The organism is Enterobacter sp. JBIWA008, assembly GCF_019968765.1.
In the GTDB taxonomy this organism is placed as follows: domain Bacteria; phylum Pseudomonadota; class Gammaproteobacteria; order Enterobacterales; family Enterobacteriaceae; genus Enterobacter.
On record NZ_CP074149.1, the window covers coordinates 1237424 to 1261275 of the forward strand.

A 23852-nucleotide genomic window follows, 5' to 3' on the forward strand; every position below is an offset into this window, starting at 1 on the left:
CCGGTGGCGCAAACTGATTATCTGGCGCTAACGCCCGCCAGGGAGCGAATATCGTTCCCCGTCGGGGACTGGTGAATACGCAGCCCAAATTCATCCACTACCGCGAAAATATGGTCGAAGATGTCGGCCTGAATCTCCTCATATTCTGCCCAGACCACCGTGTTGGTGAAGGCATATATTTCAATCGGCAAACCATTCGCATCAGGCGCTAGCTGGCGCACCATCAGCGTCATATCTTTTCGAATACGGGGATGGTTGCGCAGATATTCATTCAGGTAGGCGCGGAAGGTGCCAATATTGGTCATCTTACGCAGGTTTAATACCGACTCCCCTTCACCGTTCTTCTGATTCCACAGGTTAATTTCCTCATGCCGCGCGGCCAGATAGGGCTTCAGCAGCTTCGCCTGAATGAGTTTCTGCTGTTCCTGCTCGTCGAGAAAATGAATGCTGGTGGTATCTATATTCAGGCTGCGCTTAATGCGTCGCCCGCCGGAGGCAGACATGCCGCTCCAGTTGATAAAGGCATCGGAGACCAGCGCCCACGTCGGAATAGTCGTAATCGTATTATCGAAGTTGCGCACTTTAACGGTGGTCAGACCGATGTCCGTCACCGTGCCGTTGGCACCGTATTTCGGCATCTCCAGCCAGTCGCCGAGCTTGAGCATGTCGTTGGCGGAAAGCTGAATCCCCGCCACAAGTCCTAGTATCGGGTCTTTAAACACCAGCATCAGAACGGCGGCCATGGCACCCAGACCGCTTATCAGAATTGCCGGGGACTGACCAATCAGCAGGGAGATAATTAATATCCCCACCAGGATGGCGCTCACCAGCTTGATGCCCTGGAAGATCCCTTTCAGCGGCAGCTGCGATGCGGTGGCCATTTTCTGCGACAGATTAAAAATCACGTCCAGCAGCGAGAAGAAGGAGAGCAGGGCATACACCATGACCCACAGCTTTGCGCATGTCGTGAGAATTTCCGCCGCTTCGCTACCCTTTTGCAGCCAAAGTACCGCCTGGACGTTGACGATTATCCCCTGAAGGGTGAAGGCCAGACGGTGAAATAATTTATTCTGGGTGATGATCTGCAGCCATAAATGGCTGCTGGCCTGCGCGCGTTTTTCGAAAGCGCGAAGCACCCCTTTGTGCAAAATAAAATGAACGATGATGGCGGTAAGAAAAATAATACCGAAGATAATCACTAAAGAGGTGGTGTGATTAATTTCAATGCCTAACTCTTCAACCTGAGCAATTAATTCCTGCATAACGTCTCCTGTATTGATGCAGCCCCATAATGGCGGCTGCGGATCTATTATGCAAATTCACGGGCTTATTTGGTGGCCTGGCAGACGTTGACCACCGGCAGACACAGGCTATGGCGGATGCGCAGCGTCGCCAGGGCAAGCACCACCATCATCGCCGTTTCCACCGTCAGGAAGACGTTAACCGCCTGGGTGTAATCCCCGTGATGGTTCTGCAGCGCGTGGAGCAAAATCGCGCCAAAAATGGCCGGGCCAAGCCCCAGCGCGGCCTGCTGGAGCGTGCTGAGAATGGCGCTCGCGGCCCCCGCGTCGTCAGGCTGAATATCGCGCATCCCGATGCGGTAGAAGCTGTTCACGATCAGTGCCTGCCCGTAGCCGACCAGCCCGGTCGCGGGCGCCAGCGTCAGCTCGGTATTCTCCATTCCCCAGACGCGGAACGTGGCGATCAGCGCCAGCAGGCCGACAATCTGGATCGCCAGACCCGTAAGCAGAATGGTACTGGTGCTGTAGCGGGCAATCAGCCGCGGCGCGAACCACGCGGAAATAAAGTAGGTTACGCCCAGCGCGATAAAGCTGTTTCCGGACTGCCACGGAGCCATCCCCAGACCGGTTTGCATGGTGAGCGCCATACAGAACATAAACCCGGACCAGACGCTGAAAAAGAGCATCGCAATCAGAATGCCAAAGCGAACGCTGCGAAGCGCAAGCAGACGCGGCGGGATCAGCGGGTGGGCATTCTCACGCTCCTTTTTGCGCGCGTTCAGCGCCGTCAGCCAGGCCAGCGGAAGAATGGCGAGCAGCATAACCTTTAGCGGCCACGACCAGTGCCACTGTGGGCCGAGCGCCATCGGGAACAGCAGGCAGCAAAGGATGACTGCCAGCAGCATGGTGCCCGTCCAGTCGATGCGTGACGGCGTCTCGCGACGTGTTTCGGGGACGAAATAGCGACTCAGCGCCAGCACCACCAGGCAGATCGGGACGTTGATGAAGAAGGCGTTACGCCAGCCCAGCCCGGCGATATCTGCCGATACCAGCCAGCCGCCGCCCATTTGTCCTACGATAAACGCAATCCCACCGATGCCGCCGAACAGGCTAATGGCCTTAGCGTGCGCCGTACCTTTCAGCGTCACGTGTAGGGTGGCAAGAATTTGCGGCACGATCAGTGCGGCTCCCGCCCCCTGAACGATGCGCGCGGCCAGCAGCTGTTCAATGTTCCCCGCCATTCCGCACAGCAGCGAGGCCAGGCCAAAGCTCGCGACGCCCCACATGAACAGACGGCGACGGCCAAAGTTATCCCCCAGCTTGCTGCCAAGCGCGAGGCAGACGGCGAAGGCCACGCCGTAGAGCGCGACAATCAGCTCCAGCTCGGTGGCGGTGGCGTGCAGCGAATGGGTGATGGCGTCCAGCGCCACGTTGGTGATTGAGGTATCAATCATCGGCAGCATCTGGCCGGTTAATAGCAAAATCAGGCCAGCGCGGCCCGGTGAAACAACTGACGTATTCATGGTAACTCCATTGCGTCATTCATCAGATGGTCGTAGCATCAACCATCTAATAAACGGGTACCAGTTCTTGCTTATACTGGTACTGGCACTACCATGCAGGGGGATTTATGGCATTGATGTCTGAACCCGTCGTCTCTCTTCAGGATGACACCCGAAAACAGCTGGGGGCATTTTTACGCGCGCGACGCGAAAGCCTCGATCCGCAGCGTCTTGGCCTGCCGCGCAGCGGTCGTCGCCGCACGCCGGGTCTGCGCCGTGAAGAGGTGGCGATGCTTGCTGACGTGGGCGTGACCTGGTACACCTGGCTTGAGCAGGGCAGGGACGTCAATCCGTCCAGCGCGGTGATGGCGGCCGTGGCAAAAGCGCTGCAATGCACTCCAACCGAGGCCCGGCACCTGTTTGTGTTAGCGGGCTTACCGCCGGGTGAAGCGCCGCAGGCGGTCTGCTGCGAGGGCATCAGCGAAGGCACCCGGCGCCTGCTTGATACGCTGATGCCGAAACCCGCCAGCATTCAGAAACCTAACTTCGATATCGTGGCGTGGAACGACAGCTTCGGGCACCTGATGGGCGTCGATTTCAATGACATCCCTCCCGAAGACCGCAACTGTATCTACCTGTTCCTCACCCATCCGGCGTGGCGCGCGCGTCTCGGCAGACGCGACGACGTGCTGCCCATATTTGTTTCCTATTTCCGGGCGGCGATGGCCGAGCACCGGGGCGATCCGCTGTGGGAGGCCAAACTGGCGCGCTTCTTTGCGGTGTCGGAAGAGTTTAAAACCCTGTGGCGCCAGCGCAACGACGTGCGCGGCGTGGAGAACCAGCTCAAGCTGTTTACCCATCCCGAGCTGGGGGATTTTACGCTGCAGCAGATGTACTGGTACTCCGCGCCGCGAAACGGGTCGCGGCTGCTGGTGTATTTGCCGGTGGATGAGGCAGGGGAGCGGGCGATGGACTGGCTGGCGGCGCAGGGGAAATAAGTTTTTGCGAGGTACTTTCAGGAAATAAGAGCCGTATCTGCTGAGTGGAGAGAACTGGCGTAATGTGGGGGTAACTTAAACCCATCACTGAATCGGCATCATTTCGACGGGGTGTTAAAAAGCGTAACGGGCCACACAGAGCGGCCCGTTTTGTTTAGCACTCGGTCACAATCGTGCTCAGCGGCAGGCGAGACTTCGGCAGCGTGGCGTTGAAATCTTCCACGCTGTGGTGCCCAACCGGTACCACCACCAGGCTGGTAAAGCCTTTCTCTTTCAGGCCAAACTCTTCGTCGAGAATAGCGGAGTCGAAACCTTCAATCGGTACCGCGTCCAGACCCATCGCGCCTACGCCCAGCAGGAAGTTGCCGACGTTCAGGTAAACCTGCTTCGCCATCCACTGGTCGTCATCTTTCAGATCCACACGGTGCATGTCGGCGAAGTAGGTGCGGCCCTTATGGTTCGCGGCTTTGGCTTCCGGTGTGTTAAAACGGCCATCGGCCTCTTCCTGATCCACGACGCGCTCCAGCCAGGCATCGTCCATCGCCGTTTTCGCGCAGAACACCACCACGTGAGAGGCGTCCAGCATTTTGCGTTCGTTGAACACATAGGTACCTGCGGCGGATTTCGCCACGCGCGCTTTACCTTCCTCGGTGCTGGCTACAATAAAGTGCCACGGCTGGGAGTTGGTGCTGGACGGGCTGTACTGCAGCAGGGTTTTGATTTTTTCTGCTTCTTCAGCGGTCAGTTTTTTAGTCGGATCGAACGCCTTGGTGGAGTGGCGTTTCAGTGCAACAGAAATGATATCCATAACAACTCCTGGTGATGAAATTCGCCCGCGTGCGGGCGCGAAAGGTGAGCAGATTATCGCGCGAAGCGGCAAAAGATAAGTGCAATTCGAGCGCTTAATCTGTTCGTCTCAGACGAACAATCAGGCCGACCGGATCCACTTCTGGTCTTTTTTCGGCAGTTTATCCACCACCAGATGCCAGGAATCATTGATGAGGTCGGTAACCAGTTCCGGCGTCACGTCGTCAGTGCCGTAAAGGGAAATCCAGTGCTTTTTACTCAGATGGTAACCCGGCTCTATCCCGCGATAGATCTGCTGATTTAACAGCGATTTCTCCGGGTCTGACTTCAGGCTGACGTGCGGCCGCCCGTGCGCGACCGCGACGATCATGAAAATCTTACCGCCCACTTTAAACACGTCAAACTCCGGCCCAAACGGCCAGCAGTGTTCGGTGAACGGCAGTTCCAGCGCCACGCGTTTTGCGTGCTCCTGCAACGTTTTACTGTCCATCGCTATCCTCCTGAGCCAGCCCGCGCCACATGGCCTCAAAACCCAGCGCTTTAAAATCGACGGCCCGTGACGGATCGCGGGTGGCAAACTCCATGGTGGTTTCCGCCAGCGATAAGAAAAGCGCATCGCCAAACGTTTTAAATTCATCTGACATAAACACTGGGCGCACCGAGCGGCGGCAGAGTTCATGCAGCTCCGGGAACATCTCCTTCACCGCCTGTTCCGTTTCGGCGCTCAGCTTTTCACTGACGCCAATCTGGCGGATCGCCGCATGAGCAACGGGGTTACGAATCCCCCAGTCCACGTAGCTGTTCCAGATATTGCGGGTATGTTCTTTAGGCAGCGTGATGGTGCGATCGAGGTTCGCCAGCATGGTCTGGCAGAGATCCTGCTTCAGGTGCAGATAGAGGGCATTCAGCAGATCGTCTTTAGTGGGAAAGTAGCGAAACAGGGTCCCTTCGGCGACGCCCGCGTTACGGGCGATTAACGCCGTTGAGGCGGCGATACCTGACTGAGCAAATGCCGCCGTTGCTGCTTCCAGTAAGGCCTGTTTTTTGTCTTCACTCTTCGGACGTGCCACTAAATTTTTCCCCCTGTCAATTGTAAAAAACCTGATTGAAACACGTGCTTTGACACGCTGCAACGCGGAATGTCAAAGATCGAAAACGTCTTGACGACTTTATCATCATATCTATAATGAGTGCCTACTCACTCATAATCAAGTTTACCCCGCGCAAACTATCGGATGGGGCGCGTTTTCGGGTCAGGATATGAAAAAACCTCTCTTCATCTGCGTGGTGTTAATCATGATTATTGCTTCAGCTGCGAGTTTACCGTTTGTCCTGAATGCCGGATTTGGCCAGCCACCGCAGGGTGAGCAGCTCACTGAAGTGGAGGCCTCCCCCCAGTATCGCGACGGGAAATTCCACAATACGCTGCCGACGCCGGGTTATAACGGCGACAAAAATATGCTGGTCGCGATGTGGGAGTTTCTGACCAAAAAAACCGAAAACGCGCGCCCGGCCCGGCCGTTGCCGCTGGTGAAAACCGATCTTGCGAGCCTGCCGCTGGAGCAGGACACCCTGGTGTGGCTCGGTCACTCCTCGTGGTACCTGCAGCTCGCAGGCAAACGCATCCTGATTGACCCGGTGCTCGGCAACTACGCCGCGCCGTTCTCGTTCCTGAATAAAGCCTTTGCCGGGGAGTATCCGTGGCGCGCTGAAAGCATGCCGGATATCGACCTGCTGATTATCTCGCACGATCACTACGATCATCTGGATTACGCCACCATCAGGGCGTTACTCCCGAAGGTGAAGCGCGTGGTGACGCCGCTGGGCGTGGGATCCCACCTGCGCTACTGGGGAATGAAGCCTGAGATTATTGACGAGCGCGACTGGAACCAGTCGGTACGCATCAGCGAGGAACTGACGGTGCATATTCTGCCGGCGCGCCACTTCTCCGGGCGCGGCATCAAGCGCGATCGGACCTTGTGGGGCAGCTTTATGTTCGTCACGCCAGAGCAGAAGGTTTACTACAGCGGGGACTCCGGTTACGGTCCGCATTTCAAGGCCATCGGCGAGCAGTTTAAGGGCGTGGACGTCGCCATCATGGAAAACGGCCAGTACGACCAGGACTGGAAGTACATCCACATGCTGCCGGAGGAAACGGCGCAGGCCTCGGCGGATCTGAACGCAAAAGCCGTGGTGCCCGGGCATAACGGGCGCTTCGTGCTGGCGAAACATGCCTGGAACGATCCGCTGATCCAGCTGGCAAAAGCCAGCAAGAATAAAAACTATCGGCTACTGACGCCGGCGCTGGGCGAGCCCGTCCGGGTGAGTGACGCCACGCAAACCTTTCGCGCGTGGTGGGAATAATGTTTAAGCGAGAAGCAGAGGGGGACAGCTGTATGACCATTTCCGCTCAAGTCATCGACACTATCGTCGAATGGATCGACGACAATCTGCACCAGCCATTACGTATAGAAGAGATTGCCCGCCACGCGGGTTACTCGAAGTGGCACCTGCAGCGGTTATTTATGCAGTACAAAGGGGAGAGCCTGGGGCGTTATATCCGTGAACGCAAGCTGCTGCTGGCGGCGCGCGATCTGCGTGAATCCGACGCTCGCGTGTACGACATCTGCCTGCGTTACGGGTTTGACTCGCAGCAGACGTTTACCCGTATCTTCACCCGTACGTTTAACCAGCCGCCTGGCGCGTACCGCAAGGAAAACCACGGTCAGGCGCATTGAACGTAAACCTAAAAAAGCCGGGTCAGGCGAAGCCGCCACCCGGCTTTTTTATTGGCTCACGATGCCAGTGAAAACCAGCGGCGCCAGACGAAACGCAGCACGAAGAATTCGATGGCACCCAGCAGTAAAAACCACACGCAGAACAGAATGGTGTAAAGCTGATTCAGATCGACCATGTGAAAGGTCTGTACCAGCTTCTGCGCCAGCACCAGACCCAGCGACGGCGCGGGTAACAGCAGGCAGGAGATCAGCGCCAGCAGTAAAATGCCGCCTGCCGTAAGCAGCGATTCTAACGGGTGTTTCATCGTAATGTTAATCGTCAGTTAAAAATGTCATTGTCCGGCATCCTGTAACGTAAAGCAATATCAGCGGCTCAGGCGTTATTGAATAAAACGAAGATATTATTTTGCGAATAAATAACAAAATAAGACCCGGCATTTATATTAATATCGCGTTATGTAAATAAATGTCTTTATCAGGAAAATAATTTTACAAAAGTATAGGTGCTATAACCAATTAACGTGGCAATAACAATGGCCGCGATAACGTATAACACCAGTCGGCGTCCGCGATAAATACCCCACATGGTTCCCCCTCGTTTAGCATTGGTTTAGAAATATTTTGTAAAAATCAGCGTGTCGAAATAATTTTAATTAATTTTGAATAACCCAGTAGTAAATATATTGCGGTAGATCAATTTTACCCGCAAGACTTTAAAATGAATTTATTTAAGCCAGAAAGGAATTCAGGCTTCTGTTCACCGGATATTGAAGGAAAAATACGATGACCGAAAAAAAATTGTCCCCAAACGTGCCGCCTTCCGGCGGGCTGGCATACCAGCAGACCGTAGAGCAGGTGCTTACTCACACGCAGAGCCAGGCCAGCGGTCTGGATCGCGCAGAGGCGCAGCTGCGTCTGCAAAAAACAGGGCCGAACGCGCTGCCGGAGAAAAAAGGCAAACCCGCCTGGCTGCGTTTCTTAGCCCATTTTAATGATGTGCTGATTTATGTCCTGCTGGCCGCCGCCGTATTAACGGCAGTAATGGGCCACTGGGTTGATACGCTGGTTATTTTGGGCGTCGCGGTAATCAATGCCTTAATTGGTCATATTCAGGAAAGCAACGCGGAAAAATCCCTGAAGAGTATTCGCAATATGCTCTCCAGCGAGGCGCGCGTTATTCGTAACGGCAGCCACGAAACTATACCCACAACTGAAATAGTCCCGGGCGATATTATTGTATTACGCGCGGGGGATCGTATTCCGGCGGATATGCGTTTAATTGAAGCGCATAATTTACGGGTGGAAGAGGCGATTCTGACCGGTGAATCCACCGTGGTGGATAAACACGTTAATTCGCTGAGCGGCGAATTACCGCTGGGCGATCGTACCAATATGGTGTTCTCCGGGACGACCGTGAGCGCGGGCGGCGGTGTCGGCGTAGTCACCGCGACCGGTAAGGATACGGAGCTTGGCCACATCAACCAGATGATGGCGGGCATCGAAAAGCACCGCACGCCGCTGCTGGTGCAGATGGACAAGCTGGGTAAAGCGATCTTCGCCATTATCCTGGCAATGATGGCCGCGCTGTTTGTCTTCAGCCTGGTGTTCCGCGAGATCCCGATGGGCGAGCTGCTGCTCTCCCTGATTAGCCTGGCGGTGGCCTCCGTACCGGAAGGTCTGCCGGCGATTATCTCCATCATCCTCTCTCTGGGCGTGCAGGCGATGGCGCGCAAGCGGGCGATTATCCGCAAGCTGCCGACGGTTGAAACGCTCGGCGCGATGACCGTGGTCTGCTCGGATAAAACCGGCACCCTGACCATGAATGAGATGACGGTCAAAGCCATCATTACCGCTGACGTCTGCTACCGCGTGGACGGCAACAGCTACGAGCCGGTGGGCAACATCTACCTGGAAGGCAGCGACGAGCCGGTGCAGATCCAGCCGGGCACGGTGCTGGAGCAGTACCTGCGCACTATAGATCTGTGTAACGACAGCCAGCTGATTCAGGACGAGCACGGCCTGTGGGGCATCACCGGTGGCCCAACCGAGGGCGCGCTGAAGGTGCTGGCGGCGAAGGCCAGCCTTGAGCCGGTGATGACCACGCTGGTTAACAAGATCCCGTTCGACTCGCAGTACAAGTACATGAGCACCCACTACCAGATTGGCGGTGAGGAGCAGATCCTGATCACCGGCGCGCCGGACGTCATTTTCGCCCTGTGCGCGCAGCAGCAGACCCGTAACGGTGTGGAAGCCTTCAACCGCGCGTACTGGGAAAGCGAGATGGAGCGCTATGCGCGTCAGGGGCTGCGCATGGTGGCCGCGGCGTTCAAGCCGGCGAACGGCGAGCAGGAACTGACGCACGACGATCTGAGCCACGGCCTGATCTTCCTCGGCATCGCCGGGATGATGGATCCGCCGCGTCCGGAAGCCATTGACGCGATTAACGCCTGCCAGCAGGCGGGGATCCGCGTGAAGATGATCACCGGGGATCACCCGCAGACGGCGATGAGCATCGGCCAGATGCTGGGGATCACCAACAGCGAGCAGGCGGTCACCGGCTACGAGCTGGAGAAGATGGACGACGCCGCGCTGGCGGAAGCCGCGGTGAAGTATGACATCTTCGCCCGTACCAGCCCGGAGCATAAGCTGCGCCTGGTAAAAGCGCTGCAGGACAAAGGCGAAATCGTCGGCATGACCGGTGACGGCGTGAACGACGCCCCGGCGCTGCGTCAGGCTGACGTGGGCATCGCGATGGGCATCAAGGGCACGGAAGTGACCAAAGAGGCGGCGGACATGGTCCTGACGGACGATAACTTCGCCACCATCGCCAGCGCGGTGAAAGAGGGGCGTCGCGTTTACGACAACCTGAAGAAGACCATCCTGTTCATCATGCCGACCAACCTCGCGCAGGGGCTGCTGATTGTGATTGCGCTGCTGGCGGGGAACATCATTCCGCTGACGCCGGTGCTGATTCTGTGGATGAACATGGCCACCTCCGCCACGCTCTCCTTCGGCCTGGCCTTTGAGGCCGCCGAGCGCAACATCATGCGCCGCCCGCCGCGCCAGACCGGGCAGCACGTGATGGACGCCTACGCCGTCTGGCGCGTGGCCTTCGTTGGCACCATGATTGCCATCGCCGCCTTTGCGCTGGAAGCCTGGCTGGCGCCGCGCGGCCACAGCGCGGAGTTCATCCGCACCGTGCTGCTGCAGATGCTGGTCTGCGCCCAGTGGGTATACATGATTAACTGCCGCAACACCGAAGGGTTCTCCCTGAACCGCGGCCTGCTGGCGAACAAAGGGATCTGGCTGGTGACGGGCGTGTTGTTCCTGCTCCAGGCGGCGATCATCTACCTGCCGTTTATGCAGATGCTGTTCGGCACCGAAGCGCTGCCGCTGCGCTACTGGTTTGTGACCCTGGCGGTGGCGGGCGTGATGTTCTTCGTCGTCGAAATCGAGAAGCGACTGACCCGCAGGTTCCGTAAGGCTGCATAACCTAAACCTTACCCCTCACCCTAACCCTCTCCCGCGGGGAGAGGGGACTCTGACCTCCCTCGCCCCTTTGGGGAGAGGGCCGGGGTGAGGGGAAAACGCTGAGGTACTCCCATGAAATTCCCTCTCCTGTTCGTCCTGCTCGCCTGCACCCTGCAACCCGCATTCGCCGCCGTTCCCGTTCGCGTCGCCACCGTGGAGCAGACCGCCCACGCCGCCGAGCGCCAGATCCCGGGCCGCATCGAAGCCATTCACACCGTTGAGCTACGGGCGCGCACGGAAGGCGCGATCGCCAAAATCCACTTCCGTGACGGGCAGTACGTGAAGAAAGGCGACGTGCTGTTTGAGCTGGACGACGCCGAGCCGCGCGCCGCCCTGCGCCTGGCGCAGGCCGAAGTGAGAAGCGCCGAAGCCACGCTGCGTCAGGCGCAGCAGCAGCTTTCCCGCTTTGAAAGCCTGGGCAGCAGCAACGCCATCAGCCGTCACGACGTGGACAACGCCCGCATGCAGCGGGACGTCGCCAGTGCCGCGCTGGAGCAGGCGAAAGCCCGGCTCGACGCCCGCAGCGTCACCCTGAGCTACACCCGCATCACCTCGCCGATTGACGGTCGCGTGGGGCACAGCCGGTTCCACGTCGGCAGTCTGGTCAACCCTGCCAGCGGCGTGCTGGTGGAGGTGGTGCAGCTCGATCCGATCCGCATCGCCTTTGCGCTGGAAGAGGGGGCGTTTGCCACCAAAGCCGGACAGCATGGGGATATCAGCGCCATGAAGCAGGCCTGGCAGGCGTTAATTGACAGCAACGGCCAGCGCGTCAGCGGCGAGCTGACGTCCGTGGACAACCGCATCGATCCGCGCACCGCCAGCGTGATGCTGCGCGCCGAGTTTGCCAACCCGCGCCATCAGCTCCTGCCCGGCGGCAACGTGAACGTGACCCTGCGCCCGGCCAGCGAGCAGCCGGTTCTGACCCTGCCCGCCGCCGCAGTCCAGCAGAACGGCGACGGGTTCTTTGCCTGGGTGGTTAACCCCGACGGCAAAGCCGAAATGCGCCCGCTGAAAATTGCCGGACAGATCGGCCAGCAGTTCCGGATTTCATCCGGCGTGAAGCCCGGTGAGCGAGCGATTACTGACGGCGCGCAGCGCGTGCAGCCAGGTGCTGCTGTCCAGATACTGAATTAAGGAGCCATCATGCTGACGTTTTTCATCAAACGCCCGCGCTTTGCGATGGTGATTGCGCTGGTCATCACCCTGCTGGGGGCCATTGCGCTGAGGATTATCCCGGTGGAGCAGTACCCGCAGATCACGCCGCCGGTGGTGAATGTTTCTGCCAGCTGGCCGGGCGCCAGCTCGGCTGACGTGGCAGAAGCGATAGCCACGCCGCTGGAGACCCAGCTGAACGGCGTGGATCATATGCTCTACATGGAGTCCACCAGCTCGGACGAAGGCACCTATAGCCTGAACATTACCTTTGCGGCGGGCGCCGATCCGGACCTCGCCGCCATCGACGTGCAAAACCGCGTGGCGCAGGCCGTGGCGCAGCTTCCGACCGAGGCGCAGCAAAACGGCGTGCAGGTGCGCAAGCGTGCCACCAACCTGATGATGGGGGTAAGCCTTTACTCACCAAATAACACCCACACGCCGCTGTTCGTCAGCAACTACGCCAGCACCCAGGTGCGCGAGGCGCTGTCTCGCCTGCCGGGCGTCGGGCAGGTGCAGATGTTTGGCGCGCGCGACTACAGCATGCGCATCTGGCTGCGTCCGGACCGCATGAACGCCCTGAACGTCACCACAGATGACGTGGCGCAGGCGCTGCGCGAGCAGAACGTGCAGGGGGCGGCAGGCCAGGTCGGTACGCCGCCGGTGTTTAACGGCCAGCAGCAGACCCTGACCATCAACGGGCTGGGGCGATTAAGCCAGGCCGAAGACTTTGCCGACATCATTATCCGCGCGGGCGAGATGGGCCAGCTGGTGCGCCTGAAGGATGTGGCCACCATCGAGCTCGGTTCGCGCAGCTACAGCTCCGGCGCGCAGCTGAACGGGCACGACTCCGCCTACCTCGGCATCTACCCGACGCCGTCTGCCAACGCCCTGCGCGTGGCCGACGCGGTGCGCGCGGAGCTGGAACGCCTCTCGACGCGCTTCCCGGACGACCTGGTCTACGAGGTGAAATTCGACACCACCTCCTTTGTGGCCGCGACCATCAAAGAGATCGGCGTCTCGCTGGCGCTTACCATGCTGGCCGTTGTGGTGGTCGTTTCCCTGTTTCTGCAAAGCTGGCGCGCAACGCTGATTGTCGCGCTCGCCATTCCGGTGTCGCTGGTGGGCACCTTCGCGGTGCTCTACACGCTCGGCTACTCCGCCAACACCCTCAGCCTGTTCGCTATCATTCTGGCGCTGACCATGGTGGTGGATGATGCCATCGTGGTGGTGGAGAGCGTCGAAACGCTAATGGCGGAAGGGCAGAGCCGCACGGCGGCGACCGCGCTGGCGCTGCGCCAGATTGCCGGGCCGGTCATCGCGACGACGCTGGTGCTGCTGGCGGTGTTTGTGCCGGTGGCGCTCCTGCCGGGGATTGTCGGCGAGCTGTACCGCCAGTTCGCGGTGACGCTCTCCACCGCCGTCACGCTCTCAAGCCTCGTGGCGCTGACCCTGACGCCCGCCCTGTGCGCGATGCTGCTGCGCCCGCGCCCGGAGAAACCTGCGGCAGCCTATCGCGCCTTTAACCGTGGGCTGGACGCCACGCGCGGTTTCTACACCCGCATCGTGAACGTATTAAACCTGCGCCCGTGGCTGGCGCTGCTGGCCACCGCAGGCGCGGCAGCCGTGGTGGCGTTTAGCTTTACGTCGATGCCAAAAGGCTTCCTGCCGCAGGAAGACCAGGGCTACTTCTTCGCCAGCGTCCAGCTGCCGGAAGCGGCCTCGCTGGAGCGCACCGAGGCGGTGATGGCCACGGCGCGCGAATTAATAGCCAAAAACCCGGCGGTGGAAGACGTGATTCAGGTGTCCGGGTTTAACATCCTCAACGGCACCAGCGCCTCCAACGGCGGGTTTATCTCCATCATGCTCAAAGACTGGAGCGAGCGCCCGCCGCTGGACGAGGTGATGGGTACCCTGCAGCGCCAGCTGCTGTCCCTGCCGGAAGCAACCATCATGACCTTTGCGCCGCCGACTCTGCCGGGGCTGGGCAACGCCTCCGGCTTCGACCTGCGCATCCAGGCGCAGGCGGGGCAGAGCCCGGCGGAGCTGGAGCGCGTGACGCGCGAGGTGCTGGCGAAAGCTAACCAGCATCCGCAGCTGAGCCGCGTTTTCACCACCTGGAGCAGCAACGTGCCGCAGCTGACGCTGACCGTTGACCGCGAGCGCGCCGCCCGCCTCGACGTGCCGGTGTCGCGCATCTTCAGCAGCCTGCAAACCGCCTTTGGCGGCACGCGCGCCGGGGATTTCAGCGTCAACAACCGCGTCTACCACGTGGTGATGCAGAACGAAATGCAGTGGCGCGAGCGCGCCGAGCAGATCGGCGAGCTGTTCGTGCGCAGCAATAGCGGCGAGCGGGTGCGCCTGAGCAATCTCGTCACCATCACGCCGACCGTCGGCGCGCCGTTCCTGCAGCAGTACAACCAGTTCCCGTCGGTGTCGGTGAGCGGCTCGGCGGCGGAGGGGGTGAGCAGCAGCACCGCGATGGCGGCGATGGGCGAGATTCTGGTGGAAAACCTGCCAGCCGGGTACGACTATGCCTGGAGCGGCATGTCGTATCAGGAGCAGCAGACCGGCAACCAGGCGATGTGGATCGTGCTGGCGGCGGTGGTGATGGCGTGGCTGTTCCTCGTCGCCCAGTATGAGAGCTGGACGCTCCCGGCGAGCGTGATGCTCTCGGTGCTGTTCGCCATCGGCGGGGCGCTGGTCTGGCTGTGGCTGGCGGGCTATGCCAACGACGTGTACGTGCAGATAGGTCTGGTGCTACTGATAGCCCTCGCCGCCAAGAACGCGATCCTGATCGTTGAATTTGCCCGCGCCCGGCGCATGGACGGGATGGCGATTGTCGATGCCGCGAGGGAAGGGGCATCGCGTCGCTTCCGTGCGGTAATGATGACCGCCGTGTCGTTCATTATCGGCGTATTGCCGATGATGCTGGCGACCGGGGCGGGTGCCCAGAGCCGCCGCATTATCGGCACCACGGTGTTCAGCGGCATGCTGGTGGCGACCGTGGTGGGGATCCTGTTTATCCCGGCGCTGTTCGTGCTGTTTCAGCGCCTGCGCGAGTGGGGCCACGGCCTTACGGACTCGTCGCCCACAGCTCGCAGTGCTTCTGAACCAGAGAAATAAGCGAGCCGCCGTCCGCGATAAACTCCCGCATGCGCTGCGCCTCGCTCTTGCCCTGCTTTAACAGCAGGGCGATTTCATTGATTGCGCTCGTCGCGCCGAGCTTCTCGGCCGACGGCGCAACCTGCTCCAGCAGCCAGGCGATGTCTTCCGCCACGGTTTTATGTTCGCCGGTGTGCACGTCCGTCAGGATCCCCTCCAGCCCGTAGCGACAGGCCTGAAAACGGTTAAAGCGGTACAGCAGAAAATCTTTTTCCTGATGCTTATAGGGGCGCGCGGTCAGCAGCCAGTGCGACGTCGCCTGAATAAGCCCGGCGATGTTAATGGCGTGGCCGAGCGTCAGCGGCGTATCCATCACCCGCACTTCAACGGTGCCGAAGTGCGGGCTGGGGCGGATGTCCCAGTGCAGATCCTTAATGCTGTCGATCATGCTGGTGGAGCTCAGGCGGCGGAACAGCCCCTCGAACTCCTGCCAGCTGTTGACCCAGGGCATCTGGCCGTTATCCGGGAACCCCGAGAAGATGTTGAGCCGCGACGAGGAGAACTTCGTGTCCGTGCCCTGCATATACGGCGAGGCTGCCGCCAGGGCGATAAAGTGCGGCACGAAGCGAGACAGGCCATGCAGGAGGTAAATTGCGTCGTCCCCGGTCCGGCAGCCGACGTGCACGTGCTGGCCGAACACCGTCGCCTGCAAAATCAGATAGCCAAAGCGCTCCAGCGTGACGTTATAGCGCTCGTCGTCGCACACCTCCTGACGCTGCCACTTCTGAAACGGATGCGTCCCGCCGCCGCAAATCTGGATATGCTGCTCCGCCGCCGCGCGCAGGATGCTCTGCTGCATCACCGAGAACTGCGCTGCCGCCTGATCGATGGTCTGGCACACGCCGGTGGCGATTTCGAGCATGCTTTCGGTGATGTCGTGTTTGACCTCGCCGCCTTTGATGTCGTCTTTGACGGCGGCGATGAGCGCGGAGGAGTCCTGACTCAGATCGTAGCCCGGTGGGTTAACTACCTGCAGTTCGAGCTCGATGCCGAGGGTGAAAGGTTCAGAGGACTTAAAATCGGGTAAGGGCATGGCGCACTCCGTTGTCTGTTGTGTGTTGAGTATAGACAACGGGCGTGGCGCGCTCGTCTCAGGGTGGTATAACTGATAGCAGGCTTAGCAAAAGGGGAGTGATTCATGTCTGACTATCCAACCATTGCGCTGATAGGACCGGGTGCGATTGGGACCACCATTGCCGCAGTATTGCATGACGCTGGCCGCACGCCGCTGCTGTGCGGACGCACCGCGCATCCGGAACTACGCCTGCGCCACGACGAGGGTGAAACCGTGGTGCCCGGTCCGGTATTAACCGATCCGGCCGTCATAACGCGCCCCGTCGATCTCGTTTTTGTGGCGGTAAAAACGACGCAAAATGCCGACAGCGCCGGATGGCTGCGCGCCCTGTGCGATGAACACACCGTGGTCTGCGCCCTGCAAAACGGCGTGGAGCAGAAAGCCCAGCTTGAGCCGTGGGTTAACGGCGCGACGGTACTGCCGTCGGTGGTGTGGTTCCCGGCCCAGCGCGAGCCGGATGCCTCCGTGTGGCTGCGGGCGAAGCCGCGCCTGACGCTGCCGGACGTGGCGCAGGCGCAGCGGGTAGTGGAGGCGCTTCGCGGTACGCGCTGCGCGGTTGAGCTCTCGGCAGATTTCGCCACCGTCGCCTGGCGCAAGCTGCTGCAAAACGCGGTTGCCGGGCTGATGGTGCTTTCTAACCGCCGCGCCGGGATGTTCAGGCGCGAGGATATCAGCGAGCTTTCGCTGGCCTACCTGCGAGAGGGGCTTGCCGTTGCCCGCGCCGAGGGGGCGAAGCTGGACGATGGCGTGGCCCAGGAGATCCTGGCGAACTTCCAGCGTGCGCCTGAGGACCTGGGCACGTCGATCCTGGCCGACCGTCAGGCCGATCGCCCGATGGAGTGGGATATTCGCAACGGCGTGATCCAGCGCTATGGCCGCATGCACGGGATTGCGGTGCCCATCAGCGATGTGGTGGTGCCGCTGCTGGCGGCGGGGAGCGAGGGGCCGGGTTGAGTTCAATACCAGTTTTAAAATGAGGGGAGGCGGTGCGGATAGAAATCCCGCATCAATTCCCCACAAACGCACTCACCGGCAAATCAAAACGCTTCGCCAGCGCGCGCATATGATCCAGCGTTAGCGTACGCTGTCCGTTAAGGATCCGACTCACCAGAGACTTTTTACCAATCTCGTTCTCAAAGTCGCTCTGAGTGAGTTGGTACTGGTCTATCAGCGTTCGCAATAACGCAACGCCTGACGGAATGCTGGCAACACGTGAGTTAAATTCTGCAAACTCCGGAGACTCGTTTTCGTATTTATCGATTTTGGCGGTGAGCATCTCTACCAGCGAGCTATCGGGTTCGTGTTCGACCAGATACTCCACCAGCGCTAGCGCATCCTCGTAATCTTGTCGCGACGGGCTTGAGCCCAGGAAAGGGAGCTCGTTGGTCAGATCGTTTGCCGCTTTGATGGCTGCTGCATAATTCATTCTTTCGTTCTCCGGTAGAGTTCCGTGAGCTTGTCATACTCTGCGTGTGTGCTGATGTGTTTGATGAAGATCTTTCCTCGTTCAAAATCAGCTAAAAACATCACTCTTAAATGCCCGCCACCCACATCAATGACCCACCATTTTTCCCTGTATTTCATCCTGTCCAGGCTGGGGAATCGCTTTCTCATATCGTCCGGTGACGGGTAGTGTTCCTTCTTTAGCACCCGGTAAAGATCGCCCAGGGCGAGTGCTTGATTAGGAAATTGTCTGGTGGCCGTGTCGAAAGGCGCTCTTGAGACTACGTGCATCCTTGCCCCTTGTTTCCAGAATGGAAACATTATGGATGTTGAACGGTGAGTTGACAATGTGGAAACTACAATGGGCTGCAGTTTCCTTATGCTCGTGATTACGGCGCTCATGTATTAAGTGCGCACACTTTAAGAGATGGTGATGAGAAATTAAAGTGAATGGTATGGCTCGGCTTTGGGTATTTGTTTGATTTGCGTAGCGTATTCAGGAATTGCTTACTGAGAAGGATTTCTGTGGGTGATGGTTTTTCTTATAGCCGTATATGGAAGTGTGTGAAATATGCGTCCGCTTTGTGCCAGGAGCGGACGTTGCTGGAATCACAATGTGTTAACCAACGGGTAGCTGGTCAGCAGGACTACACCATGAGGCGTTAATGGCGCAGATTGACGCACTGATGGCTCGTGTCGCACAACCGTAGTCAAAAAAGCCCAGGGGCCGGCAACAGTGTCATCACCGTACCCTGTATGACTATACCCATACAGGGTACGGTGCTAAGTTAATAAAGAAAATAACCGTTTTATTCATGGAGGTTTACTGTGAGCGTATATGTTTTTTATTACAACGAGTCTGGCGCAAGAGTCTTTACCAAAAGTAGTGTAAATGATGAAGCAAAAGAGCTTCTCAAGCGTAAAGGGTACAAAAAACATTTTTTCGAGGTTGAAGCTGAAAGTGCCAAGGAAGCTATTGCGAAGATGAAAAGCAACAACGATGAATATCTTAATGAATTAAAACATTATTCTGACAGCCTTCTTTTTGTTGGCCTTGTTGGGGGGTGTCATTTTTTTAAAAAGTAGTTGCGGTGACCTGCTCACCGCCAATCAGATACTGAACACATCCGGTTGTAATAACCTGCGAACTTCCGCTTTTCGCTCTTAACGGACATTCAACAAACAACTTTGTACTTTTAGTAAGGCCTAAGTCCTGCTTTTTACCCCGCAGAATTCCGGCCTTCAGTCACCAAATTCAGTGCGCCGTTATATAAGGCTCCTTCACAAATTCCGTCAGCAGCCAAACCATATCATGCAGCAGCCCGGTGAGTTCTTTCGTCACGCTCGCAGGCAACGTCCCGCCTGTCACCGCCAGCGTTAACGCTACGGCATAATCCACCTGCAATGCTGTTTCCTGCCAGCAGTCCGGCACGCAGGAGGTAATCTTTTCCCCTGCGATCAATTGTTCAATTAGATACGAAGGCAGTTCTGCATCGCAGCGTTCCCGTAGTCGCTTCAGCGCAGCCAGTAAACGCTTACAGAGCGTAGCAAACGTCACCGCGTCGTCAGTTTCCACCAATACGCTTACATAGGCGGTGCAGGCATCGGCCAGTTCGAAGAGATCCGCGGAATCGGAAATTGAAGTGTTGATGAGCTGATGAACTGCGCTTTCCTCTGAGAGCGCGTAAGAAAATCCAGAAGTAGTCGCCATTTAGCATCCTCTTTGTCCAAAAAATGTCATGTTATGCTAACGGGTTCCTACGCCCGGCTACGGATGTGCCGCAACGCAGGTACTTTACGGCGGTGAAAAAAGGAAGGAAAGGGATGCCCATGAATTACATAAGATTGCTTGCAGGTTTGCGAGGCGGCTTCCAGAAGGTCATTGCCGGGTAGCGGCTACGCCTTACCCGGCCCACAAAATCGCCAACCAACCTACCCGCCACACGAACCGTAGGCCCGCGCAAGCGCAGCGTAGCCATTTTGCAGTACCTGGTAGACCTCAAGCCAGAACGATGCCTGGCACCGCGAGCAGCCATCCGGGTGTTTAAATGGTTAAAATAAAAAATAATAATCATTGCGCAATAAATTTCGCTGTGTCTTAATAGCGTCATCGGTTTGGAATACAGACCTTATGAAAGCAGTTTTAGTAAAGCAGTCCTCATTTCAGGTGTTATCCATAGATACTCCTTCTTCGTGAGCCTCCTCCTAAGTGCCAAATAAGTAACTCTCGAAATACAGGCCATCATCGCCGCGCTTAAGTGGCTCATAAATTAAGGATTTATCTATGTCTAATAAAATGACTGGTTTAGTAAAATGGTTCAACGCAGATAAAGGTTTTGGCTTTATCACCCCTGACGACGGCAGCAAAGATGTATTCGTACACTTCTCTGCTATTCAGAGCGACAACTTCAAAACGCTTGATGAAGGTCAGAAAGTTTCCTTTACCATTGAGAATGGCGCAAAAGGTCCTGCAGCTGGAAATGTTTCTCCACTGTAACCCGCGCTAAATATCAGTGTGGCGTACGATAGCGATGAAGACAATAGTCCGAGCAGTTAAGCTGTACTGATAAAAAATTAACCCGCACCTGTGCGGGTTTTTTATTTTTAAAGGGTAATGGCACCTGAGTTTTATATGGCAGCCTGCCCATATTCCCTTCAAATTCAGCCTCAATACCCGCTTCGCAATAAATTGAGTATCAATACAATCCGCAGTTTCTGAAAGGGTCATCCCTGATCCCGTTCCCCCTCGCTCATCATCGTCAAAAACCGCTTCACCGTCCGCGAGCGTTCAAAACGCCGCCAGCAGAGCGCGATATCGGTATAAAGCTCCGGCGAGCTCAGCGCGTGATAGGTCACATTCGGCGGTGAAATGGCCGCCATGGATTTGGGCACCAGCGCGAACCCGCCGCCCGCGGAAACCATGCTCAGGGAGGAGGAAAGCTGCGACGACTGCAGCGCGTGCTGCACGTCAATCCCGGCCCGCTCGCAGCAGCCGTGAACCCGTTCGTACAGCCCCGGCGCGACCTCCTGCGGGAACAGCACAACCGGCGTATCCCGAAGCTGCTCTAACGCCAGCGAATCGCACGCCGCCAGCGGATGATCGCGATGCAGCGCCACCACCATCGGCTCCCGGTCGAGGATTTTTAACTCGAACGCCTTGCTGCTCTCGCACGGCAGGCGCACGAAGGCAATATCCAGTTCACCCTCCGCCAGCATTGTCGTCAGCGAAGACATATTGGCTTCCACCTGGTGAACCTGCACCGCCATGTTCTGCACCTGAAACTGGCGAATCAGCGCGAAAATTTTGGGATGAAAAGCGTCGGAGCTGGTGATGCCAATCGACAGGTTGCCGTTCAGCCCGCGCGCGATGCCGCGGGCCTTTTCCAGCGCGGCATCGCTCAGCGCCAGTATTTTGCAGGCATCCTCATAGAAGGCTTCTCCCGCCTCGGTCAGCTCCACGCCCCGCGTCAGGCGTCTGAACAGCGGCGTGCCCACTTCCTCTTCGAGCCGTTTGATCTGCTGACTCAGAGGAGGCTGTGAAATACCCAGCGCTTCGGCCGCCCTGGTGAAGTGTCGCTCGCGTGCAACCGCGACAAAATACCGCAGATAACGAAGTTCCATATCTAAAACGTCTCAAACCAGCATGGTTTCTATATTGGAACTCTCTGCTGAATCGGGTCAACATTTATTTAACCTTTCTAAATAAAGTTGAAGAGGACGAGCTCGATGATGCATTCATCTGCCTGCGACTGTGAGGCCAGCCTGTGCGAGACCCTGCGCGGGTTCTCCGCCCGGCATCCTGACAGCGTGATCTATCAAACATCGCTAATGAGCGCCCTGCTAAGCGGCGTGTACGAAGGAGATACCACCATCGCCGACCTGCTGGCACACGGTGATTTTGGCCTGGGCACCTTCAACGAGCTGGACGGCGAAATGATTGCCTTCAGCAGCCAGGTGTACCAGCTGCGCGCCGACGGCAGCGCCCGGGCCGCGAAGCCGGAGCAGAAAACGCCGTTCGCGGTAATGACCTGGTTCCAGCCGCAGTATCGTATCACCTTCAATGCGCCGGTCAGCCGCCAGCAGATCCACGACGCGATCGACCAGCAGATCCCCTCCGATAACCTGTTCTGCGCGCTGCGCATCGACGGCAACTTCCGCCATGCCCACACCCGAACCGTACCGCGCCAGAAGCCGCCGTACCGCGCGATGACCGACGTGCTGGACGACCAGCCGGTGTTCCGCTTTAACCAGCGCGAAGGGGTGCTGGTTGGGTTCCGCACGCCGCAGCACATGCAGGGCATCAACGTGGCGGGCTATCACGAGCATTTCATCACCGACGACCGTCAAGGCGGGGGCCATCTGCTCGACTACCAGCTGGAGAGCGGCGTGCTCACCTTCGGTGAAATTCACAAGCTGATGATTGACCTGCCCGCCGACAGCGCGTTCTTACAGGCCAACCTTCACCCCAGCAATCTTGATGCAGCGATCCGTTCCGTCGAAAACTAACAGGAGAACTACCGTGAACAGTGAGAAACAGTCACGTCAGTGGGCGCACGGCGCCGATATGGTTGTCGGCCAGCTGGAAGCGCAGGGCGTGAAGCAGGTGTTCGGGATCCCGGGTGCGAAAATCGACAAGGTCTTTGACTCCCTGCTGGACTCCTCCATCGAGATTATTCCGGTGCGTCATGAGGCCAACGCGGCGTTTATGGCGGCGGCGGTCGGGCGGCTGACCGGCAAGGCGGGGGTGGCGCTGGTTACCTCCGGGCCGGGCTGTTCCAACCTGATCACCGGCATTGCCACCGCCAACAGCGAAGGCGACCCGGTAGTGGCGCTGGGCGGGGCGGTGAAGCGGGCGGATAAAGCGAAGCTGGTACATCAGAGCATGGACACCGTTGCCATGTTCAGCCCGGTTACTAAATACGCCGTGGAGGTCAGTTCGCCGGACGCGATTGCCGAGGTGGTATCGAACGCGTTTCGCGCCGCCGAGCACGGCAGGCCGGGGGGGGCGTTCGTCAGCCTGCCGCAGGATATTGTTGACCAGCCCGCCACGGGAGCAATTTTGCCTGCCAGCGGTCCCGCGCTGATGGGCCCGGCACCGGAATCCGCTATCAACGACGTGGCGAAGCTTATCGAAAAGGCCAAAAACCCGGTCATTTTACTCGGCCTGATGGCCAGCCAGCCCGCGAACAGCGCCGCGCTGCGCAAGCTGCTGGAGAAAAGCCGCATTCCGGTCACCAGCACCTATCAGGCCGCCGGGGCGGTGAACCAGGAGCACTTCACCCGCTTCGCCGGACGCGTCGGCCTGTTCAACAACCAGGCGGGCGACCGGCTGCTGCATCTGGCGGATCTGATTATCTGCATCGGCTACAGCCCGGTGGAGTACGAGCCGTCCATGTGGAACAGCGGCGACGCGACGCTGGTGCACATCGATGTGCTGCCTGCCTATGAAGAACGTAACTACGTGCCGGATCTGGAGCTGGTGGGGGACATCGCCGAAACGCTGAACCTGCTCGCTAACCGGATCGATCGTAAGCTCGAGCTGAGCCAGCGGGCCTCCGAAATTCTGGTCGATCGCCAGCATCAGCGCGATCTGCTCGATCGCCGCGGCGCCTCGCTCAACCAGTTTGCCCTGCACCCGCTGCGCATCGTGCGCGCCATGCAGGACATCGTGAATAACGACGTGACGCTTACCGTGGATATGGGCAGCTTCCACATCTGGATCGCCCGCTACCTCTACAGCTTCCGGGCGCGTCAGGTGATGATCTCCAACGGTCAGCAGACCATGGGCGTCGCGCTGCCGTGGGCGATTGGCGCGTGGCTGGTGAACCCGGGCCGCAAGGTGGTTTCAGTTTCCGGTGACGGCGGCTTCCTGCAGTCGAGCATGGAGCTGGAAACCGCGGTGCGACTCAACGCCAACGTGCTGCACATCATCTGGGTGGATAACGCCTACAACATGGTGGCGATTCAGGAAGAGAAAAAATACCAGCGCCTTTCCGGCGTCGAGTTCGGCCCGGTCGATTTCAAAGCGTATGCCGACGCCTTCGGTGCGAAAGGCTTTGCCGTGGAGAGCGCCGAGGCGCTTGAGCCGACGCTGCGTGCGGCGATGGATGTGGATGGCCCGGCCGTAGTGGCCATTCCCGTCGACTACAGCGATAACCCGCTGCTGATGGGCCAGCTCCATCTCAGCCAGATTTTGTGAC

General features: G+C 58.4%; 22 protein-coding genes. 11 read left to right on the top strand and 11 right to left on the bottom strand.

Annotated features, from left to right (window positions below):
* Window positions 1-17 precede the first annotated feature (17 nt).
* Together KGP24_RS06040 and KGP24_RS06045 are read right to left on the bottom strand one after the other, a co-directional pair.
* Window positions 18-1262, bottom strand: coding sequence for a mechanosensitive ion channel family protein (locus KGP24_RS06040; RefSeq protein WP_223562687.1), 1245 nt, complete (start codon window positions 1260-1262; stop codon window positions 18-20).
* Window positions 1263-1327: 65 nt separating this feature from the next.
* Window positions 1328-2764, bottom strand: coding sequence for an MFS transporter (locus tag KGP24_RS06045; protein ID WP_223562688.1), 1437 nt, complete (start codon window positions 2762-2764; stop codon window positions 1328-1330).
* 107 nt (window positions 2765-2871) lie between these two features.
* On the opposite strand from KGP24_RS06045, the gene KGP24_RS06050 reads away from it, so the two are divergent.
* Entirely contained in the window at window positions 2872-3741 is an 870-nt protein-coding gene (locus tag KGP24_RS06050) for a helix-turn-helix transcriptional regulator (protein WP_223562689.1), read from the top strand.
* 154 nt (window positions 3742-3895) lie between these two features.
* On the opposite strand, the gene nfsB is transcribed toward KGP24_RS06050, so the two are convergent.
* From nfsB to KGP24_RS06065, 3 genes are all read right to left on the bottom strand, one after another.
* Window positions 3896-4549: an oxygen-insensitive NAD(P)H nitroreductase gene (gene nfsB, locus KGP24_RS06055; protein WP_223562690.1), complete on the bottom strand. Its 654-nt coding sequence runs from the start codon at window positions 4547-4549 to the stop codon at window positions 3896-3898.
* A gap of 120 nt (window positions 4550-4669) precedes the next feature.
* Window positions 4670-5038: an MmcQ/YjbR family DNA-binding protein gene (locus KGP24_RS06060; RefSeq protein ID WP_223562691.1), complete on the bottom strand. Its 369-nt coding sequence runs from the start codon at window positions 5036-5038 to the stop codon at window positions 4670-4672.
* A complete protein-coding gene (locus tag KGP24_RS06065; RefSeq protein ID WP_223562692.1) occupies window positions 5028-5618 on the bottom strand; it encodes a TetR/AcrR family transcriptional regulator in 591 nt (196 codons plus the stop codon). Before KGP24_RS06065 ends, KGP24_RS06060 begins: the two co-directional genes overlap by 11 nt.
* 190 nt (window positions 5619-5808) lie before the next feature.
* Between KGP24_RS06065 and KGP24_RS06070 the strand changes: the two genes are divergently transcribed.
* Together KGP24_RS06070 and KGP24_RS06075 are read left to right on the top strand one after the other, a co-directional pair.
* A complete protein-coding gene (locus KGP24_RS06070) occupies window positions 5809-6912 on the top strand; it encodes an MBL fold metallo-hydrolase (protein ID WP_223562693.1) in 1104 nt (367 codons plus the stop codon).
* 32 nt (window positions 6913-6944) lie between these two features.
* On the top strand, window positions 6945-7286 hold the full coding sequence (locus KGP24_RS06075) for a RamA family antibiotic efflux transcriptional regulator (RefSeq protein WP_223563454.1): 342 nt from the start codon (window positions 6945-6947) through the stop codon (window positions 7284-7286).
* Window positions 7287-7342: 56 nt separating this feature from the next.
* Here the strand turns inward: KGP24_RS06075 and KGP24_RS06080 are convergent, their stop codons facing one another.
* A complete protein-coding gene (locus KGP24_RS06080; protein ID WP_213328771.1) occupies window positions 7343-7591 on the bottom strand; it encodes a DUF1158 domain-containing protein in 249 nt (82 codons plus the stop codon).
* A gap of 478 nt (window positions 7592-8069) precedes the next feature.
* Between KGP24_RS06080 and KGP24_RS06085 the strand changes: the two genes are divergently transcribed.
* The 3 genes from KGP24_RS06085 (at window position 8070) to KGP24_RS06095 (ending at window position 15095) form a co-directional block, all read left to right on the top strand.
* Window positions 8070-10778 (top strand): cation-transporting P-type ATPase, encoded by a 2709-nt coding sequence (locus tag KGP24_RS06085; RefSeq protein WP_223562694.1) that lies wholly within the window; start codon window positions 8070-8072, stop codon window positions 10776-10778.
* Between the two features lie 111 nt (window positions 10779-10889).
* The gene (locus KGP24_RS06090; RefSeq protein ID WP_223562695.1) at window positions 10890-11951 is read left to right on the top strand and encodes an efflux RND transporter periplasmic adaptor subunit; all 1062 of its coding nucleotides are present in this window, start codon (window positions 10890-10892) and stop codon (window positions 11949-11951) included.
* 9 nt (window positions 11952-11960) lie between these two features.
* Window positions 11961-15095 (top strand): efflux RND transporter permease subunit, encoded by a 3135-nt coding sequence (locus KGP24_RS06095; RefSeq protein ID WP_223562696.1) that lies wholly within the window; start codon window positions 11961-11963, stop codon window positions 15093-15095.
* On the opposite strand, the gene KGP24_RS06100 is transcribed toward KGP24_RS06095, so the two are convergent.
* Entirely contained in the window at window positions 15046-16167 is a 1122-nt protein-coding gene (locus KGP24_RS06100) for a YbdK family carboxylate-amine ligase (RefSeq protein ID WP_045401965.1), read from the bottom strand. The genes KGP24_RS06095 and KGP24_RS06100 overlap by 50 nt on opposite strands.
* A 105-nt stretch (window positions 16168-16272) precedes the next feature.
* Here KGP24_RS06100 and KGP24_RS06105 point away from each other — a divergent pair, with 105 nt between their 5' ends.
* A complete protein-coding gene (locus KGP24_RS06105; protein ID WP_223562697.1) occupies window positions 16273-17163 on the top strand; it encodes an oxidoreductase in 891 nt (296 codons plus the stop codon).
* A 52-nt stretch (window positions 17164-17215) separates the two neighbouring features.
* On the opposite strand, the gene KGP24_RS06110 is transcribed toward KGP24_RS06105, so the two are convergent.
* Together KGP24_RS06110 and KGP24_RS06115 are read right to left on the bottom strand one after the other, a co-directional pair.
* Window positions 17216-17635, bottom strand: a complete 420-nt coding sequence (locus KGP24_RS06110) for a helix-turn-helix domain-containing protein (RefSeq protein ID WP_223562698.1) — start codon at window positions 17633-17635, stop codon at window positions 17216-17218.
* Window positions 17632-17943, bottom strand: coding sequence for a type II toxin-antitoxin system HigB family toxin (locus KGP24_RS06115; RefSeq protein ID WP_223562699.1), 312 nt, complete (start codon window positions 17941-17943; stop codon window positions 17632-17634). The genes KGP24_RS06110 and KGP24_RS06115 overlap by 4 nt, the downstream gene beginning before the upstream one ends.
* A 537-nt stretch (window positions 17944-18480) precedes the next feature.
* Between KGP24_RS06115 and KGP24_RS06120 the strand changes: the two genes are divergently transcribed.
* A complete protein-coding gene (locus KGP24_RS06120) occupies window positions 18481-18738 on the top strand; it encodes a hypothetical protein (RefSeq protein WP_137467519.1) in 258 nt (85 codons plus the stop codon).
* Between the two features lie 169 nt (window positions 18739-18907).
* Here KGP24_RS06120 and KGP24_RS06125 read toward each other — a convergent pair whose 3' ends face one another.
* The gene (locus KGP24_RS06125) at window positions 18908-19363 is read right to left on the bottom strand and encodes a hypothetical protein (protein ID WP_223562700.1); all 456 of its coding nucleotides are present in this window, start codon (window positions 19361-19363) and stop codon (window positions 18908-18910) included.
* 573 nt (window positions 19364-19936) lie between these two features.
* On the opposite strand from KGP24_RS06125, the gene cspA reads away from it, so the two are divergent.
* Window positions 19937-20149, top strand: a complete 213-nt coding sequence (gene cspA / locus KGP24_RS06130; protein WP_022647355.1) for an RNA chaperone/antiterminator CspA — start codon at window positions 19937-19939, stop codon at window positions 20147-20149.
* 227 nt (window positions 20150-20376) lie between these two features.
* On the opposite strand, the gene KGP24_RS06135 is transcribed toward cspA, so the two are convergent.
* On the bottom strand, window positions 20377-21273 hold the full coding sequence (locus KGP24_RS06135) for a LysR family transcriptional regulator (RefSeq protein ID WP_223562701.1): 897 nt from the start codon (window positions 21271-21273) through the stop codon (window positions 20377-20379).
* Between the two features lie 105 nt (window positions 21274-21378).
* Between KGP24_RS06135 and budA the strand changes: the two genes are divergently transcribed.
* On the top strand, window positions 21379-22158 hold the full coding sequence (gene budA / locus KGP24_RS06140) for an acetolactate decarboxylase (RefSeq protein ID WP_223562702.1): 780 nt from the start codon (window positions 21379-21381) through the stop codon (window positions 22156-22158).
* A 58-nt stretch (window positions 22159-22216) separates the two neighbouring features.
* The gene (gene alsS, locus KGP24_RS06145; protein ID WP_230478718.1) at window positions 22217-23851 is read left to right on the top strand and encodes an acetolactate synthase AlsS; all 1635 of its coding nucleotides are present in this window, start codon (window positions 22217-22219) and stop codon (window positions 23849-23851) included.
* Window position 23852: the final 1 nt, after the last annotated feature.

What these genes read in the sequence shown, in the direction of transcription:
- KGP24_RS06040 (WP_223562687.1), bottom strand. Translation starts at nt 1,262, where the DNA reads ATGCAGGAATTAATTGCTCAGGTTGAAGAGTTAGGCATTGAAATTAAT.
- KGP24_RS06045 (WP_223562688.1), bottom strand. Translation starts at nt 2,764, where the DNA reads ATGAATACGTCAGTTGTTTCACCGGGCCGCGCTGGCCTGATTTTGCTA.
- KGP24_RS06050 (WP_223562689.1), top strand. Translation starts at nt 2,872, where the DNA reads ATGGCATTGATGTCTGAACCCGTCGTCTCTCTTCAGGATGACACCCGA.
- nfsB (WP_223562690.1), bottom strand. Translation starts at nt 4,549, where the DNA reads ATGGATATCATTTCTGTTGCACTGAAACGCCACTCCACCAAGGCGTTC.
- KGP24_RS06060 (WP_223562691.1), bottom strand. Translation starts at nt 5,038, where the DNA reads ATGGACAGTAAAACGTTGCAGGAGCACGCAAAACGCGTGGCGCTGGAA.
- KGP24_RS06070 (WP_223562693.1), top strand. Translation starts at nt 5,809, where the DNA reads ATGAAAAAACCTCTCTTCATCTGCGTGGTGTTAATCATGATTATTGCT.
- KGP24_RS06075 (WP_223563454.1), top strand. Translation starts at nt 6,945, where the DNA reads ATGACCATTTCCGCTCAAGTCATCGACACTATCGTCGAATGGATCGAC.
- KGP24_RS06080 (WP_213328771.1), bottom strand. Translation starts at nt 7,591, where the DNA reads ATGAAACACCCGTTAGAATCGCTGCTTACGGCAGGCGGCATTTTACTG.
- KGP24_RS06085 (WP_223562694.1), top strand. Translation starts at nt 8,070, where the DNA reads ATGACCGAAAAAAAATTGTCCCCAAACGTGCCGCCTTCCGGCGGGCTG.
- KGP24_RS06090 (WP_223562695.1), top strand. Translation starts at nt 10,890, where the DNA reads ATGAAATTCCCTCTCCTGTTCGTCCTGCTCGCCTGCACCCTGCAACCC.
- KGP24_RS06095 (WP_223562696.1), top strand. Translation starts at nt 11,961, where the DNA reads ATGCTGACGTTTTTCATCAAACGCCCGCGCTTTGCGATGGTGATTGCG.
- KGP24_RS06100 (WP_045401965.1), bottom strand. Translation starts at nt 16,167, where the DNA reads ATGCCCTTACCCGATTTTAAGTCCTCTGAACCTTTCACCCTCGGCATC.
- KGP24_RS06105 (WP_223562697.1), top strand. Translation starts at nt 16,273, where the DNA reads ATGTCTGACTATCCAACCATTGCGCTGATAGGACCGGGTGCGATTGGG.
- KGP24_RS06110 (WP_223562698.1), bottom strand. Translation starts at nt 17,635, where the DNA reads ATGAATTATGCAGCAGCCATCAAAGCGGCAAACGATCTGACCAACGAG.
- KGP24_RS06115 (WP_223562699.1), bottom strand. Translation starts at nt 17,943, where the DNA reads ATGCACGTAGTCTCAAGAGCGCCTTTCGACACGGCCACCAGACAATTT.
- KGP24_RS06125 (WP_223562700.1), bottom strand. Translation starts at nt 19,363, where the DNA reads ATGGCGACTACTTCTGGATTTTCTTACGCGCTCTCAGAGGAAAGCGCA.
- cspA (WP_022647355.1), top strand. Translation starts at nt 19,937, where the DNA reads ATGTCTAATAAAATGACTGGTTTAGTAAAATGGTTCAACGCAGATAAA.
- KGP24_RS06135 (WP_223562701.1), bottom strand. Translation starts at nt 21,273, where the DNA reads ATGGAACTTCGTTATCTGCGGTATTTTGTCGCGGTTGCACGCGAGCGA.
- budA (WP_223562702.1), top strand. Translation starts at nt 21,379, where the DNA reads ATGATGCATTCATCTGCCTGCGACTGTGAGGCCAGCCTGTGCGAGACC.
- alsS (WP_230478718.1), top strand. Translation starts at nt 22,217, where the DNA reads ATGGTTGTCGGCCAGCTGGAAGCGCAGGGCGTGAAGCAGGTGTTCGGG.